16 protein-coding genes are annotated in these 15347 nt (G+C 70.4%); 4 read left to right on the plus strand and 12 right to left on the minus strand.

The window, feature by feature from the left end:
* Positions 1-240 precede the first annotated feature (240 nt).
* Positions 241-795 carry a permease gene (locus ACL03I_RS17775; RefSeq protein ID WP_355078264.1) on the plus strand — a complete coding sequence of 185 codons (555 nt, stop codon included), beginning with the start codon at positions 241-243 and terminating at the stop codon, positions 793-795.
* Positions 796-996: 201 nt separating this feature from the next.
* Entirely contained in the window at positions 997-1449 is a 453-nt protein-coding gene (locus tag ACL03I_RS17780) for a MarR family winged helix-turn-helix transcriptional regulator (protein ID WP_355078348.1), read from the plus strand.
* 65 nt (positions 1450-1514) lie between these two features.
* Here the strand turns inward: ACL03I_RS17780 and hisI are convergent, their stop codons facing one another.
* From hisI to priA, 5 genes are read right to left on the minus strand one after another with little or no spacing between them, the layout of a single operon-like run.
* Entirely contained in the window at positions 1515-1862 is a 348-nt protein-coding gene (gene hisI / locus ACL03I_RS17785; protein WP_195082714.1) for a phosphoribosyl-AMP cyclohydrolase, read from the minus strand.
* Between the two features lie 51 nt (positions 1863-1913).
* Complete coding sequence (locus ACL03I_RS17790; RefSeq protein ID WP_412806497.1) at positions 1914-2867, minus strand: TIGR03564 family F420-dependent LLM class oxidoreductase; 954 nt, start codon at positions 2865-2867, stop codon at positions 1914-1916.
* Positions 2868-2926: 59 nt separating this feature from the next.
* Complete coding sequence (hisF, locus tag ACL03I_RS17795) at positions 2927-3700, minus strand: imidazole glycerol phosphate synthase subunit HisF (protein WP_355078267.1); 774 nt, start codon at positions 3698-3700, stop codon at positions 2927-2929.
* Positions 3701-3704: 4 nt separating this feature from the next.
* Positions 3705-4520, minus strand: coding sequence for an inositol monophosphatase family protein (locus tag ACL03I_RS17800; protein WP_412806498.1), 816 nt, complete (start codon positions 4518-4520; stop codon positions 3705-3707).
* On the minus strand, positions 4517-5248 hold the full coding sequence (priA, locus tag ACL03I_RS17805; protein ID WP_355078269.1) for a bifunctional 1-(5-phosphoribosyl)-5-((5-phosphoribosylamino)methylideneamino)imidazole-4-carboxamide isomerase/phosphoribosylanthranilate isomerase PriA: 732 nt from the start codon (positions 5246-5248) through the stop codon (positions 4517-4519). Before priA ends, ACL03I_RS17800 begins: the two co-directional genes overlap by 4 nt.
* 256 nt (positions 5249-5504) lie before the next feature.
* Between priA and ACL03I_RS17810 the strand changes: the two genes are divergently transcribed.
* On the plus strand, positions 5505-6023 hold the full coding sequence (locus ACL03I_RS17810; protein ID WP_412806499.1) for a nuclear transport factor 2 family protein: 519 nt from the start codon (positions 5505-5507) through the stop codon (positions 6021-6023).
* 432 nt (positions 6024-6455) lie between these two features.
* The gene (locus ACL03I_RS17815; protein ID WP_355078271.1) at positions 6456-6917 is read left to right on the plus strand and encodes a hypothetical protein; all 462 of its coding nucleotides are present in this window, start codon (positions 6456-6458) and stop codon (positions 6915-6917) included.
* Between the two features lie 40 nt (positions 6918-6957).
* On the opposite strand, the gene hisH is transcribed toward ACL03I_RS17815, so the two are convergent.
* The 7 genes from hisH to ACL03I_RS17850 all read right to left on the minus strand — a co-directional run bounded on the left by hisH (position 6958) and on the right by ACL03I_RS17850 (position 15328).
* Positions 6958-7593 (minus strand): imidazole glycerol phosphate synthase subunit HisH, encoded by a 636-nt coding sequence (gene hisH / locus ACL03I_RS17820; protein ID WP_355078272.1) that lies wholly within the window; start codon positions 7591-7593, stop codon positions 6958-6960.
* Positions 7590-8204 (minus strand): imidazoleglycerol-phosphate dehydratase HisB, encoded by a 615-nt coding sequence (gene hisB, locus ACL03I_RS17825; protein ID WP_412806500.1) that lies wholly within the window; start codon positions 8202-8204, stop codon positions 7590-7592. The genes hisH and hisB overlap by 4 nt, the downstream gene beginning before the upstream one ends.
* Before the next feature lie 45 nt (positions 8205-8249).
* Positions 8250-9383 carry a histidinol-phosphate transaminase gene (locus tag ACL03I_RS17830; RefSeq protein ID WP_355078273.1) on the minus strand — a complete coding sequence of 378 codons (1134 nt, stop codon included), beginning with the start codon at positions 9381-9383 and terminating at the stop codon, positions 8250-8252.
* Positions 9380-10717, minus strand: coding sequence for a histidinol dehydrogenase (hisD, locus tag ACL03I_RS17835; protein ID WP_355078274.1), 1338 nt, complete (start codon positions 10715-10717; stop codon positions 9380-9382). The genes ACL03I_RS17830 and hisD overlap by 4 nt, the downstream gene beginning before the upstream one ends.
* Positions 10718-10928: 211 nt before the next feature.
* Positions 10929-12560 (minus strand): serine/threonine-protein kinase, encoded by a 1632-nt coding sequence (locus ACL03I_RS17840; protein WP_412806501.1) that lies wholly within the window; start codon positions 12558-12560, stop codon positions 10929-10931.
* A gap of 99 nt (positions 12561-12659) precedes the next feature.
* Positions 12660-14441: a penicillin-binding transpeptidase domain-containing protein gene (locus tag ACL03I_RS17845; RefSeq protein WP_412806502.1), complete on the minus strand. Its 1782-nt coding sequence runs from the start codon at positions 14439-14441 to the stop codon at positions 12660-12662.
* Between the two features lie 26 nt (positions 14442-14467).
* Positions 14468-15328 carry an arylamine N-acetyltransferase family protein gene (locus ACL03I_RS17850; protein WP_412806503.1) on the minus strand — a complete coding sequence of 287 codons (861 nt, stop codon included), beginning with the start codon at positions 15326-15328 and terminating at the stop codon, positions 14468-14470.
* Positions 15329-15347: the final 19 nt, after the last annotated feature.

Below are 15347 nucleotides of genomic sequence, written 5' to 3' on the forward strand. Positions count from 1 at the left end.
GTACGTAAAGAGCGCACGGCCGCAGCGAACGCGGAGGTACGCACAAAGCGCACGGCCGCAGCGAACGCGGAGGTACGTAAAGAGCGCACGGCCGCAGCGAACGCGGAGGTACGTAAAGAGCGCACGGCCGCAGCGAACGCGGAGGTACGTAAAGAGCGCACGGCCGCAGCGAAGGCGGAGGTACGCACAGAGCGCGCGCCGTGACCGCTTCCCGATGACGGCGCGGCCTAGGCTGGACGCATGACTTCGACCGACGTGCAGCCGGGCGAGCGCAAACCCGCGGCAGCCGTCTGGCGCACGCGGATTATCGTCGGCGCGGCGATTCTCGCGGTGCTGGTCGTCTCGTACTTCGTCCTGTCCGCGTTCGTCCCGCGCTGGTGGGCGCAGCGGGTCGGGTCGATGGTGCACGGAAGCTTCGCCAAGGGCATCGGCTGGGGGCTGTTCTACGGCGGATTCTGCACCGTCGTCACGCTTTTCCTGCTGCTGTTCGCCGTGCTGGTGTGGCGGCGTAAGGCAGGCAGGTTCCTGGCCGGAGCGGCCGCGGTGGTCGCGATCCTGTGCGCCATCCCCAACCTGATGACGCTGACCATCGTGCTGGGCAGCAGCAGTGCCGCCCACGCGGGTCAGCGGATCTTGGATGTCGACGCGCCCGCCTTCCGTGGCGCCGCGCTCACGGGCGCCGTCATCGCGACGCTGTTGTTCCTCGTCGCCGTGGCGCTGTTGCTGCTGCGCAGGTGGCGGCGCACCCACCCGGCGAAACCGAAGGCCGAGGACACGCCGCCGCGCCACGTGTGAGTGAACTCACGTCATGCGGCATCTTTATGACGGTCGAGCGAAGTCGTGGCAAACTCAATGTCGCGGGTGACTGTGCACAAGATTTTCGACAATCACTAGGACAACGAACAAAACCACGTCACTTGGCTTGAAAGAAGGCACACAGTGACGAAGTGGCTCGACCCGGTCGAACAACGCGCGTGGCGTGCGATCGTGGCGCTGATGACGCGGCTGCCAGGAGCCCTGGACACCCAGCTGCAGCGCGAGTCCGGCGTGACGCATTTCGAGTACTGGGTACTGACGCTGTTGTCGGAGGAACCGGGCCATCGCCTGCAGATGAGTGAGCTTGCCCACAAGGCAAATGCATCGCTATCGCGATTGTCGCATGTGGTGTCCAAATTGGAGCGCATGGGCTGGGCACAGCGTTCGGCGACGGCGGGGCGGCGCGGCGTGCACGCGGTACTCACCGACGACGGGTACCTGAAGGTCGTCGAGGCCGCACCCGGATATCTGGAAGCCGTGCGGCACTTGGTCTTCGACGGCTTGGACGAGGCGCAGAAGGCACAGGTCGCCGAACTCGGCGAACTGCTGGCCGAGCGGCTGACCGACGCACTCGACCGGCTCGGCGAACTCACGCCCGCGAGCCGGGACGACCAGCAACCGAACGGCTCCTGAACGTACCTCCGCCTTCACTGCGACCATGCGCGGGCTGAGGACGAACGACGTCCGACAGCGCCGATTCAGGATCGCGCGGCCAGGAGCACGTCCGAGTCGAAGCAGGTGTGCGTGCCGGTGTGGCAGGCCGCGCCTTCTTGGTCGACGATCAGCAGGATCGTGTCGCCGTCGCAGTCGAGTCGTACTTCGTGCACGTACTGGGTGTGGCCGGAAGTCTCCCCCTTGACCCAGTACTGCCGACGGGAACGCGAATAGTACGTGGCCTTACGGGTTTCCAGCGTGCGCGCCAGCGCCTCGTCGTCCATCCACGCGACCATCAGCACGTCACCGGTGGCGCGTTCCTGCGCGACGGCCGAGACCAATCCGGCGTCATTGCGCTTGAGACGGGCGGCGATGGCGGGGTCGAGACTCATAGCACCGTTATAACAGGGGCGCCCGCGACAGAGCGCGCCCGGAGTGCACGATCAGCCCACCTGGGAGCGCTGGAGTTCGCCGAGCACCGCCCAGGTGCGCCGCTGGTCCTCCGGGGTGGTCAGATCGGTCTGCGAGAACACGACCTCCGTCGCGCCCGCCGCGAAGTACTCCGCGACGCGGGCCGCGATCAGGTCCTCGTCGCCGATCACCACGAGTTCCGCCGCCCGCGAGGCACCGGACAGCTCGATCACCCGCGCATAGGAGGGGATGTCGTCGTAGAACGTCGTCTGGGCCGCGGCGGCCGCACGGGCGGCATCGAGGTCGGCGGTGATCACGCCGGGCACCAGGACGGTGATCCGGGGTGCGGGCCGCCCGGCCCGCTCGGCCGCGGCGGTGAGCGGTGCGACGATGTGCTCGGCCAGCGCCTTCGGGCCGACCAGGAAGGGCAGGGTGCCGTCGGCCAGCTCACCCGTGACGCGCAGGGCCTGCGGGCCCATGGCGGCCACCAGGATCGGCGCCGGCGGGTGTGCGCCGGCCACCGCGGCGGGCAGCGGCGTGGCGGCGGTGAGCGTCTCGCCGTGGAAATCCACCGTGCCGGTGTGCAACACGGTGCGCAGCGCGGTGAGGAACTCGCGCAGCCGGGTGATCGGCCGGTCGAAGGATCCGCCGAATCCGCCGAAGACCGGGTCGGCGAGGAATTTCGCGCCCAGGCCGAGCCCGAGGGTGAACCGGCCGCCGGTGGCCGCCTGCGCGGTCTGCGCCTGGCTGGAGATCAGCAGCGGATGACGCGCCGTGATCGGCACCGCGGACGTGCCGACCGTGAGTCCCGGCACGGCGCGGCCGACGATCCCGGCCAGCGCGATGGCGTCGTAGCTGAGCGTCTGGCCGAACCACACGGACGACACTCCGGCGGCGAGCGCCGACTCACCCAGCGACACCGCCGTGTCCACGGCGTTGCCGGGGGCGTCGAGGGCGAACGGCGACAGCGCGATTCCGATGGTCATGCCCGATGCAACCGCGCCGCTTCGACCCGCCTTGCTGGTCGGCGAATTTCCGCCAGTCGCTACCGGACGACGATCTTCTCCGCCCGCATCGAATCCTTGACCTGGCCGATGGTCAGATCGCCGAAGTGGAACACGCTGGCCGCGAGCACCGCGTCGGCGCCCGCGTGCACCGCAGGGGCGAAGTGCTCGACCGCGCCGGCGCCGCCGCTGGCGATCACCGGGACGGTGACCGCCGCCCGCACGGCACGGATCATCGACAGGTCGAAACCGGCCTTGGTGCCATCGGCGTCCATGGAATTGAGCAGGATCTCGCCGACACCGAGTTCGGCGCCGCGTACGGCCCATTCGACGGCGTCGATGCCGGTGCCGCGTTTGCCGCCGTGGGTGGTCACCTCCCACCCGGAGGGGGTGTCGGGTTGCCCCTGCGGCACGGTGCGCGCGTCCACCGAAAGCACGATGCACTGGGAGCCGAATCGCTCGGACATCTCGCGCAGCACCTCCGGCCGCGCGATCGCGGCGGTGTTCACCGAGACCTTGTCCGCGCCCGCGCGCAGCAGGCGGTCCACGTCCTCGACCGTGCGCACCCCGCCGCCCACGGTGAGCGGGATGAAGATCTGCTCGGCGGTGCGGGTCACCACGTCGATCATGGTGCCGCGGTCGCCGGTGGAGGCGGTCACGTCGAGGAAGGTCAGCTCGTCGGCGCCCTGCGCGTCGTAGAGCGCGGCCAGTTCGACGGGATCACCCGCGTCCCGCAGGTTCTCGAAGTTGACGCCCTTCACCACGCGTCCCGCGTCGACGTCCAGACACGGGATCACCCGTACGGCCAACGTCATTGCCTCACCCTTTCTCCGCGGCCGCCGGATCGGCGACCGTGCAGATCATGTCGAGCAGTTCCTCGTGCACGCCGGGCGCGGCCGCGAGCACGGAGCCGGAGGCGATGGTCCACGGCTGGCCCACCAGGTCGGTGACCACTCCGCCCGCCGCGCGCACCAGCGCGACGCCCGCCGCGTTGTCCCAGGGATGGTGCCCGAACACGATCGCGCCGCCGAGCACGCCCGAGGCGGTGAACGCCAGATCGATGCCGGTCGAGCCGTGCATGCGCACCCGGGAGGACAGCCTGCTCAGCGGGCCGAGCAGGTCGAAGCGGAACTGGCCGGGGATGCGGCCGTGCGAGTCGACGTTGAACGCGCCGAAACCGATCATCGCCTCGGCCAGCTTGCCGCGCGGCAGCGGCGGCAGCGGTCGCCCGTCCAGCAGCACTGGGCCTCCGGTCATGGCGGCGTAGCGGCGGTCGAGCAGCGGCAGCCAGGTCAGCCCGAGCACCGGCTCGCCGTCGCGAACCAGCGCGAGCAACATGCCGGAGAGCGGATGCCCGGACGAGTAGTTGAAGGTGCCGTCGATCGGGTCGAGCACCCATGCGGTGCCCGAGGTGAGTTGCGGTCCGCCGAACTCCTCACCATGCACCTCGATGCCGGTGCGTCTGCGCAGTTCGGCGGAGACGGTGCGTTCCAGTTCCAAGTCCAGCTCGGTGGCGAAGTCGTTGCGGCCCTTGGCGACCGCGCTCGGCGCGCCGATGCCCTCGATGAACCGCGGGCGCACCGAGTCCAGGATCTCGCTCGCCTCCGCGAGCAGTGCCGACAGCTCCTGGGTCATCTCACCGCGGCCAGCGCCTCGGGCAGGGTGAACCGGCCCGCGTAGAGCGCCTTGCCGACGATCGACCCCTCGACGCCTTCCGGCACCAGTTCGGCGATCGCGACCAGGTCCGCGATGGTGGAGACGCCGCCGGAGGCGATCACCGGGGCGTCGGTGGCCGCGCAGACCTCGCGCAGCAGGTCCAGGTTCGGGCCGGTGAGCGTGCCGTCCTTGGTCACGTCGGTCACCACATAGCGCGAGCAGCCGTCGCGCTCCAAGCGCTCGAGCACCTCCCACAGGTCGCCGCCGTCGCTCACCCAGCCGCGTCCCCGCAACCGGTGTTCGCCGTCGACGATGCGCACGTCGAGGCCGACGGCGATGCGCTCGCCGTGGCGGGCGATGGCCTTCGCGCACCAGACCGGGTCCTCCAACGCGGCGGTACCGAGGTTGACCCGGGCACAACCGGTGCTCAGGGCCGCTTCCAGGCTCTCGTCGTCGCGGATGCCTCCGGACAGTTCCACCTTGACGTCGAGTTCGCCGACGACGCCGGCGAGCAGTTCCCGGTTCGAGCCGCGCCCGAAGGCCGCGTCCAGGTCGACCAGGTGCACCCATTCCGCGCCGGCTTCCTGCCAGGCCAGCGCCGCCTCACGAGGCGAGCCGTAGCTGGTTTCGCTTCCGGCTTCTCCTTGCACGAGGCGCACGGCCTCTCCGTTGGCGACATCGACGGCGGGTAGCAGCACAAGACTCACGAGAGCAGCCTAGTGGTTACCCGGCCGCGTCCGAGTGCAGGGCCTGGGCGGATGGGAGCTCGATCACGGATTCAGGCCGATCGACGCGAGCGGGTGGCCGCCGGTGTGCGACCCAGCCTGGCGGGTACCCCGCGGACCTTCACCTGCGCGACGCCCACGCGGCCACCTCTCCAAAATTTGTTGGCTGCGCCCACAATCTGTTAAGTTGGCGTAGCCAATGTTGGAATCACCAACGTTATCCTGAAAGGTGCGTTCGATGCGCAAAGTCCGGCTCGCCCTCCCCCTGCTGACCCTCCCGCTTGCCGCACTCACCGCCGCCTGCGCCTCGGCCACCGCGACGCCGACGGCGGAGGTGCGCGAACTGCTGGACCGCGGGCAGATCACCGCGTTGGTCGACCGGCTCGGTCGCGCCCTGGACGAGGGACGATTCGACGACCTGCGGACGATCTACACCCCCGACGCGACCGCGAAGACACCCGGCGGCACGGCCGAGGGCCGCGACGCGCTGATCGCCCAGGCGAGCCGCAACCATGGCGAACATCTGCGCATCCAGCACGTCATCGGCAATGTGCTGATCGACCTGCGCGGCGACACGGCGGAGGTGCGGGCCAATCTGATCGCCACCTTCGCGCTCGCCGCCTCCGACAGCACACCTCCGCAGCCGGTCTACACCCTCGGCGAGGTCTACCGCTTCGACGCGATCCGCACCGGCGAAGGGTGGCGTCTGTCCCGGGTGCAGACGACCCCGATCTGGTCCACCGGCACGCGCCCGTGATCAGGGGCGCGTCGAACACGCGAGAGCGGTTCCGGGCCGCAGCGGCGAGCACGGCCGTCACCACGGCCGCCGCGATCCGCGCACCCCGGTCGACCTGGACCTCCCTTCGCCGTCCGTTCGATCTCGGTGAGCGTGCGCGTGCTCCGGCGGTCGAACGGGATCCAGCCCCGCGGTCACGAATAGCGCCGAGTTACTGCCGCCCGGTCCGGTGGCGCGGACGACACCGTGCCCGCGATCAGGGCGCAGCCTCGGCGCTGCGCCGAGGTGAGGTCCCCGCCGGGGACGGTGCTCGCGAATCGCTCGATGGTTTCAGGGGAGCCGGGATGTCGTGATCCGCCGCGACATCGCCGCGATCCCCGGTGGCGCGGGCGGTATCGTCTCCGCTCGGCGATCACCCCCGGTCGCCGCTTCCATTTCGCACCGAGGAAGTGCATGTCACGATCCAAAATCGCTGCCGCCCTGTCTCTTTCGGCAGCTGCCTGCTCCGCGGCCTTCGTCGCCGCTCCCGCCGCCACCGCCGCCCCGCCCGAGGAGGCGCGGCTGGCGGGATGCGAATTCGGTTCCGCCGCGGCGACCTACGACTACGCGCGGTTCGGCGACCACGCGCGGCGGATGCTCGACCTCAGCACCGGGGAATTCCGGACCGAGTTCGAGAACTTCCGCGCCAACATCCAGTCGAGCGCGGAGGCCGCGCACATCCGCGCCGAGGCCAACTCGGCCGATTGCCGCATCGTCTCGGGTGACGACAACCGGGCCGAGGTGGACGTCGACGTGGTACGGACGGTGACCAGCGACGAGACCGACGGTCTCCCGCAGACCAGCCGCATGTCGATGACCGTGACGGTGGACCGGGTCGACGGGCGCTGGCTGGTCAGCAAGGTCAGGAAGCACTGACCGGACGGCTGGTCTCGCGCGCTCCGTGCGCGGGACCGGCCTACAGCGCGTTCACCCAGTTGCGCAGCAGGTGTGCACCCGCGTCACCGGACTTCTCCGGGTGGAACTGGGTCGCCGACAGCGCACCGTTCTCCACCGCCGCCAGGAACGGCACTCCGTGCTCGGCCCAGGTCAGCTTGGGTGCGGCGAAGTGCTCGCTGGGCGGCAGATCCCACGTCTGGGCGGCGTAGGAGTGCACGAAGTAGAACCGGGTGTCGGCGTCGAGGCCCGCGAACAGCACGCTGTCGGACGGGGCGGAGACGGTGTTCCACCCCATGTGCGGCAGCACCGGCGCGGACAGCCGTTCGACCGTGCCGGGCCATTCGGCGCACCCGTCGGTCTCCTCGCCGAACTCGACGCCGCGCTCGAACAGGATCTGCATGCCGACGCAGATGCCGAGCACCGGCCGCCCGCCGGCCAGCCGCTGACCGATCAGGCGCTCGCCCCGCACCCCGCGCAGTCCCGCCATGCACGCGGCGAACGCTCCGACGCCGGGCACGACCAGGCCGTCGGCCGCCAGCACCGCTTCGGGGTCGGCGGTCACCTCCACCCGCGCGCCCGCCCTCGCCAGCGCCCGTTCGGCGGAGTGCAGGTTTCCGGAGCCGTAGTCGAGCAGGGCCACGGACTTGCCGCTCACAGGGTTCCCTTCGTCGACGGAATCCCGCTCACCCGGGGATCGAGTTCCGCCGCGGTGCGCAGCGCACGCGCCACCGCCTTGAACTCGGCCTCGGTGACGTGGTGCTGGTCGCGGCCGTAGAGCACCCGCACGTGCAGCGCGATGCGCGCGTTCAGCGCGATCGACTCGAAGACGTGGCGGTTGAGCACCGTTGAGTACGGCGCGCCGGGCCCGGAACCGGGAATCACCGTGTGCAGCAGGTGATCCGGCTCCCCGGTGTGCACGCAGTAGGGGCGGCCGGACACGTCGACCGCGGCGTGCGCCAGCGTCTCGTCCATCGGGATGTAGGCGTCGCCGAACCGGCGGATGCCCGCCTTGTCGCCCAGCGCCTTGCCCAGTGCCTGACCGAACACGATCGCGGTGTCCTCGACCGTGTGATGCGCCTCGATCTCGATGTCGCCCTCCGCGCGCACGGTCAGGTCGAAGCTCGCGTGCGCGCCGAGCGCGGTCAGCATGTGGTCGTAGAAGGGGACGCCGGTGGCGATCTCGGTCTTGCCGGTGCCGTCGAGATCCAGCTCGACCACGATGCTGGATTCCTTGGTGACCCGCTCCACCCGGGCGGTCCTACTCATGCTCACGTCCAATCGAATTGTCGCCTAGGGATGTCCGGCGCTGGTTCATCGCGGTGCCAGGTCGGTGCCCGCCAGCAGTCCGCTGACCCGCAACAGTTCGTCGTTCTCGGCGGCTAGGCCGATCGTTGTGCGCAGGTAGCCGGGCAGGCCGACGTCACGGATCAGCACGCCGTGATCGAGGTAGCGCTGCCAGCTGCGCGCCGCGTCGGTGAAGCGGCCGAACAGCAAGAAGTTGGCGTCGCTGGGGATCACGTCGTAGCCGAGTTCTCGCAGCGCCGCCGCCACCCGGTCGCGCTGCGCGGCCAGTTCGGCGACGCTGCCGAGGGTCTCCTCGGCGTGCCGCAGGGCGGCGCGCGCGGCGGCCTGGGTGACCACCGACAGGTGGTAGGGCAGCCGCACCAACAGCATCGCGTCGATCACCGCGGGTGCGGCGACCAGATAGCCCAGACGCCCACCGGCGAACGCGAAGGCCTTGCTCATCGTCCTGGTCACCACGAGCTTCGCGGGGAAACGGTCGATCAGCCCGATGGCGCTCGGCTGCGCGGAGAATTCGCCGTAGGCCTCGTCGACCACCACGATGCCGGGGGCGGCCGCGAGGATGCGCGCGAGGTCGTCCTGCGGGATGCTGTGCCCGGTGGGATTGTTCGGGCTGGTCACGAACACCACATCCGGCCTGCGCTCGGCGATGGCGGCCAGCGCGTGCTCGATGTCGAGGGAGAAGTCGGCGTTGCGCTTGGCCTCGATCCACTCGGTGTCGATGCCCTCGGAGATGATCGGGTGCATCGAGTACGAGGGCACGAAACCCAGTGCGCTGCGGCCCGGTCCGCCGAAGGCCTGCAGCAGCTGCTGCAGGATCTCGTTGGAGCCGTTGGCCGCCCAGACGTTGCCGGTCTGCACCGCGACACCGGTCTGCGCGGTCAGATACCGCGCCAGGTCGGTGCGCAGCGCGACGGCGTCGCGGTCCGGATAGCGGTGCAGGTCCGCGGCGGCCGCCCGGATCGATTCGGCGACATCGTCGATCAGCGCCCGGCTCGGCGGATGCGGGTTCTCGTTCGTGTTCAACTGCACGGGGACCGTCAATTGCGGTGCGCCGTAGGGTTTCTTGCCACGCAGGTTCTCCCGCAGCGGCAGATCTTCCAGGGTCAGGTCCGCGCCGGGCGCGCTCACCGCGCGCGTCACGACAGGGCCTCGAAACGCGCCTGCACGGCCTGGCCGTGTGCGGGCAGGTCCTCGGCGTTCGCCAGCGCCACCACGTGGCCTGCCACGTCCTTCAGCGCCGCTTCGGTGTACTCCACGACGTGGATGCCGCGCAGGAAGGTCTGCACGCTCAGGCCGGAGGAGTGCCGCGCGCAGCCCGCGGTGGGCAGCACGTGGTTGGAGCCCGCGCAGTAGTCACCGAGGCTGACCGGCGCGTACGCGCCGACGAACACCGCGCCCGCGCTGCGCACCCTGGCCGCGACCGCGGGCGCGTCGGCGGTCTGGATCTCCAGGTGCTCGGCGGCGTAGGCGTTCACCACGCGCAGGCCCTGCTCGATGTCGTCGACCAGGACGGTGCCGGACTGCTTGCCGCGCAGCGCCTCGGTCACCCGGTGGGCGTGCTTGACCACGGCCAGTTGCGTGGTGAGCGCCGCGTCCACCGCGTCGGCCAGCTGCTCGCTGTCGGTGACCAGCACGCTCGCGGCGAGGACATCGTGCTCGGCCTGGCTGATCAGGTCGGCGGCGACGTGCACCGGATCGGCGGTCGCGTCGGCGAGGATGGCGATCTCGGTGGGCCCCGCCTCGGCGTCGATGCCGACCAGGCCGCGGCACAGCCGCTTGGCCGCGGTGACGTAGATGTTGCCCGGCCCGGTGATCAGATCGACCGGTTCCAGCTGCGCGCCGTCGGTGTCGACGCCGCCGTAGGACAGCAGCGCGACGCCCTGGGCGCCGCCGACCGCCCACACCTCGTCGACGCCGAGCAGTTGCGCGGCGGCCAGGATGGTGGGGTGCGGCAGCCCGCCGAACTGGGCCTGCGGCGGCGAGGCCACCACCAGCGAGCCGACGCCCGCGGTCTGCGCGGGCACCACGTTCATCACGACGCTGGACGGGTAGACGGCGTTCCCGCCCGGCACGTACAGGCCGACCCGCTCGACGGGCACCCAGCGCTCGGTGACGGTGCCGCCCGGCACCACCTCGGTGGTCTTGTCGGCGCGCCGCTGGTCGGCGTGCACCTTGCGCGCCCTGGCGATGGATTCCTCCAGCGCGGCGCGGACCGCCGGATCCAGCCGCTCCAGCGCGGCTTCCAGCTCGGCCGCGGGCACCCGCACCGTCGCCGGGATGACCCCGTCGAAGCGCTCGCTGAACTCCAGCGCCGCCGACACACCGTGATCACGGATCGCCTCGACCACCGGGCGCACCTGATGCAGCACCGAGTCCACGTCGACTCCCCCGCGCGGCAGCGCGGCGCGCAGCTCGGCGACGGAGGGAGTACGACCGCGCAGATCGACGCGGGCGAGCTCGATGCGGGTTGTCATGTGGTGTCGGTCCTTGTCTCCAGCTGATTCCGCAACAGGAAAGTTGCCGTTACCAGCCTAATGGGCCGACGCCAGCCGTTATCCGCGTGGTCCGGGCGGCGGGGCCGCAGTGGACCCATGTGCGCAGGTCCGGGCGGCGGAGGTGTTCCCGCGGCGCGCCGAGTCCGGCACCGCTCTCGATCTATCGCGGGGGATGGGCCAGGCTCACGCGTCAGCGGGTGTCGCTGTCGATGAGCACGGACCCGTTTCCGGGATTGATCAACCGGAGCGTCACCGACTTGTTCCGGCTCCCGTAGGACACGCTGGCCACGTTGACGTCCACCGAACCGTCCGCGTTGACGCCCGAACCGCCGCCGGTGTCGACGGTGTTGAACGTCGACACCCGATTCTGCGTCCAATAGTCCTCGAAGGCTTGCTGGCTGCCGTATACCTGCTGGGCAGCGGGGGTCAGCTGTTTCCAAGCAGCGGAGAAGCTCGAGTACGTCAGATTGTTGTAGAAGTTCACCACTAGATCGATGGACTGCCGCGAGTCGGCCTTGCCGACGCTCTTCGTCTCCCCCACCGAGGCGGCGGCCGACGTCGTGTTCGCGCCTGGTCGCGTCGACGCGACCACGGAAGACGTGCTGCCCTGAGCCGTGCTGGTGCCCGAACCCGACGAACTCATCATGTTCACCACGATGGCCCCGACGACGGCGACCGCGCCGATCAGTGCGCCGATCAAGATCGCGCGGCGTTTGCCGCCCGAGCCCTGGCCGGACTGCGGCCGCGGCTGGGCCATGGTGCGGGGGTGCGTCGCGGTGTCCGGGTGGGCGGGTGGCGGCGGGGGGACCGGACGGGAGCGCGGCTGGCGCTCGGTCGGCGTGTAAGGCGTCGACGCCATCGCCGAAGGCCGCAGCTCGCGGGTCGCCGATTCGGACTGGCCCGCCCTCGGCCGGGCGAACGCCTCGCTGGCGGGCACGAATCCGGCGGCCACCGGGGCCGGACCCGCGTCGGCGAACGCGGCGAGGTGCTCGCGCGCCGCCCGCATGCTCGGACGCTCGCGCGGCTCGGGGCTGAGCAGGTCGAGCAGGAAGTCCGTGGCGGGGCCCGCGTTGCGCGGTTCGCTCAGCTGACCGTTCGCGGCCGCGTAGAGCACGGCGAGCGGATTGGAGCCCGCACCGTAGGGCGGTTCGCCCTCGAGCGCGTGGAACAGCGTGGCGCCCAGCGCGAACACATCGGAGGCGGGACTCGGATCGGAGCCACGGGCGACCTCGGGCGCGAGGTAGGCGGCGGTGCCGCAGATCAGCCCGGTCTCGGTGAGGGTGACGTCGCCGGTGGCGCGGGAGATGCCGAAGTCGGTGATCTTCACCGTGCCGTGATCATCGAGCAGGATGTTGCCCGGTTTCACGTCACGGTGCACGATGCCCGCCTGATGCGCCGCGATCAGCGCCGAGGCGACCTGCTCGCCGATCCGCGCGACCTGGGTCAGCGGCAAGGTGCCCTGCGCGGCGATCACCGCGGCGAGGCTCTTGGACTTCAAGTACTCCATCACCAGGCAGGGGTCGCCCTCGTGCTCGGTGATGTCGAACACGACGATCGCGTTCGGATGCTGGAAGCGGGCGGCGTTGCGGGCCTCCCGGATCGCGCGCTGGCGCACCACGTCGCGTTCGGCCTCGGGCAGGCTCGGCTGGATGTGGATCTGCTTGACGGCCACGGAGCGCTGGAGGCGTTCGTCGACGGCACGCCAGACCACGCCCGTGCCGCCGCTACCAATCCGCTCGACCAGGCGGTAATGCTCCGCGATCAACTGACCGGTATCGATGGCGCCTACTCCGAACCTTCTCGAAATCGTGACATCCCGCATATTGATTACTCACGCGGTCCGGGGATGAGTGTAGCGGGCGTAGGAATGCTCGCACGCGTCAGCCGGGCCTTCACACTGCCTCGAATCGCCCGAAAGGGACTAACCACGGGCACGCAGCATCCGGCCCGCCGCGTCCACCGCGGGAGCCGAACTGCCCGCGTCGCTGATGAACACGGAAAAGGCCAGGTCGCCGTCGATGCCGACGAACCAGCCGTGGGCGTGGGCGTCATCGATGTACTCCGCGGTGCCCGTTTTGCCGAGCAGGCCGGGAATGTCGCGCAATTGGGTCGCGGTGCCACCGGTGATGGTCTCGCGCATCATGGCTTTCAGCTGGTCGTCGACCTGCGGCGGCAGCGCGTCCGAGGTGCGGTCCGGGGTGCCCGGCTTGCCCGCGACCAGGGTGGGCGCGGGCACCGAGCCGCGAGCGATGGACGCGGCGACCAGGGCCATGCCGAACGGCGACGCTGTCACCTGCCCTTGACCGATCGCCGACTCCACACGTAACGCGGAGGTCTCGGCCGCGGGCACCTTCCCCGTGACCGTGGTCAGGCCCGGTGTGACGTAATCGATGCCGAGGCCGAGTTGTGTGGCCGCTTTCGTCAGCGCGTCGGCGGGCAATCGCACGGCGAGGGCGCCCATCGTGGTATTGCAAGAGCGGGCGAACGCGGTGTGCAGCGGAACCGCGCCGAGATCGAAATTGTTGTCGTTGGGGATGCGGCGACCCTCGATGTTCGCGGTGCCGGGGCAGGGCAGCACGGTGTCGGGTGTGACCGTCCCCGCCTGCAACGCGGCGGAGACGGTGACCGTCTTGAACGTCGAACCCGGCGGGTACAGCCCGGTCAGCGCGATCGGGCCCTGCGCGTCGGCGGGGGCGTTCTGCGCGATCGCGACGACCTCGCCGGTCGACGGACGCAGGGCGACGATCGCCGCGGGCTGTGCGATCGGGGCGAGCGCCGCCTCGGCCGCGCGCTGCAAGCCGAGATCGAGCGTGGTCGCGATGTCGGCGGTGGGCGTGGGATCCGTTCCCGCGACCCGCTCGGTGCCCTGCGGCGTCTGGGCGCGCACGGCCCACCCGGCGTGCGCGTCGGCGGACTGCTGCCACAACTCGGCCAGTCCGGACAGGGTCGGGGCGGCCAACGCCTTGTCGGTCGTCAGCAGACGGGTCTGCGGCGCGAGGGTGACACCGGGCAGCGCGGCCAGGCGGTCTCGGATCGGGGCGAGATCGGAATCGCGCAAGGTGATCGCGGTGATCGGCTTTCCTTGCGCCGCCGCCAGTTCCGTTTGCACCGACCCGGCGGTGAGGCCGGGCGCGAGCGGGCCGAGCAGATCCGCGACCGCGGGGATGTCGGCGCCGGGGCCGACGTCGACCAGCGTGACGACCTGTTCGGTCATCAGCTCGCCGCCTGCGGAATCGAGGATGCGGGCCGGTTGCGGATAAACCCTGCCGTAGCTCAATGGCCCCGCCGCGAGCCCGGGGGCGACCGTGGCGGGATCCCACTTCACCCGCCATCCGTTCCCGTCGTCGTGCGCGGCGCCGTTGGTGGTGTAGGTCCACTCCGACTTGCCGTCCGCGCCCAGCTTCCAGGTGGCGGCCAGTGCGAAGCGGTTGTCGTCGACCGAGCGGACGTCGAAGCGCACGTCCTTACCGAGTCCGTCGTACAGCGCGCCGAGGGTGTCGGCGGCTACGGCCGGATTGTCGGTGAGCGCGGCCGCGGCGGCGATATCGTCGCGGTTCAACGCCTCGGCGAACTGCCCTGCCACGGTATCGGGCTGGTCCGGCCCTGACGAGCAGGCGGCGACCACGAGCAGCGGTGCGGCGAACAGGACGAGGGCTTTCCGGTTGGTACGCACCCGACGACCATAATGGGCGCAGCCGGACATCACCGGTCAACAGCCCGCTCGCGGGGTCAGTCGCGTATCCACGGAGCATTCGCGAGTGCGGCGGCATCGGCCTCGGTGAGGTCGATGTCGAACACCTCCGCGAGGACCTTGGGCAGCTCGGTCGGCTCCAGTTCCCTTGTGTTGCCGGTGCCGTCGGGGTACTCGGTGACGAGCGTGGTGCCGTCCAGCACGTGGTGGGCCTCCGGGTGGAAACGCTGCACGAACGGCCGGGTGGTGAACGGGGAACGCGGCGAGGTAGACACGAAATGGTTGCCGACGGCGTAGTCGATGCCGTACTGCGGATTCAAGGTGAAACTGTACCGGTCGATCCACCCGTCCCGGCCGAATTGGTGCAGTACCCACAGGTCGGAATCCAGCTCGCCGCGCCTGCTCTCCAGCCGGAACTGCCAGTCGCCGCCGGTGAATTCGCCCGCGGACAACTCGAACGGCACCAGCGGTCCGGCGCCGAAGCCGACGTCGCACAGCCAGACGCGGTCGTCGTCGGCGGTCGTCACGCGCAGCAAGGCATGGGTGGCAGGCCGCAGCGCCGTGCCCGCGCCCATGCTCACGCGACCGCTGAGGCCGGTGACACCGAATCCGAGCCGTTCCAGCGCGGCCGCGAACAGTCCGACGTTCTCGTAGCAGTAACCGCCGCGGCGGCGCCGCACGAGTTTGTCCTGCAAGGTCGCCAGATCCAGGGGGATCGATCGGCCCAGGATGATCTCCAGGTTCTCGAACGGGATCGCGGTGGTGTGCGCCCGCACCAGCTCGTGCAGCGTCCGGACGGTGGGGGCGCGCTCGCCGTCGAACCCGATCCGGGCCAGGTAGGCGTCCAGATCGAGATCCGCTCCGTTCCAGTGGTAAGCCGGGTCGGCGGGTTTGCTCATCGCGTCCTCACTTCGTCGT

Source organism: Nocardia sichangensis (assembly GCF_047200615.1).
GTDB classification, from domain to species: Bacteria; Actinomycetota; Actinomycetes; order Mycobacteriales; family Mycobacteriaceae; genus Nocardia; species Nocardia sichangensis.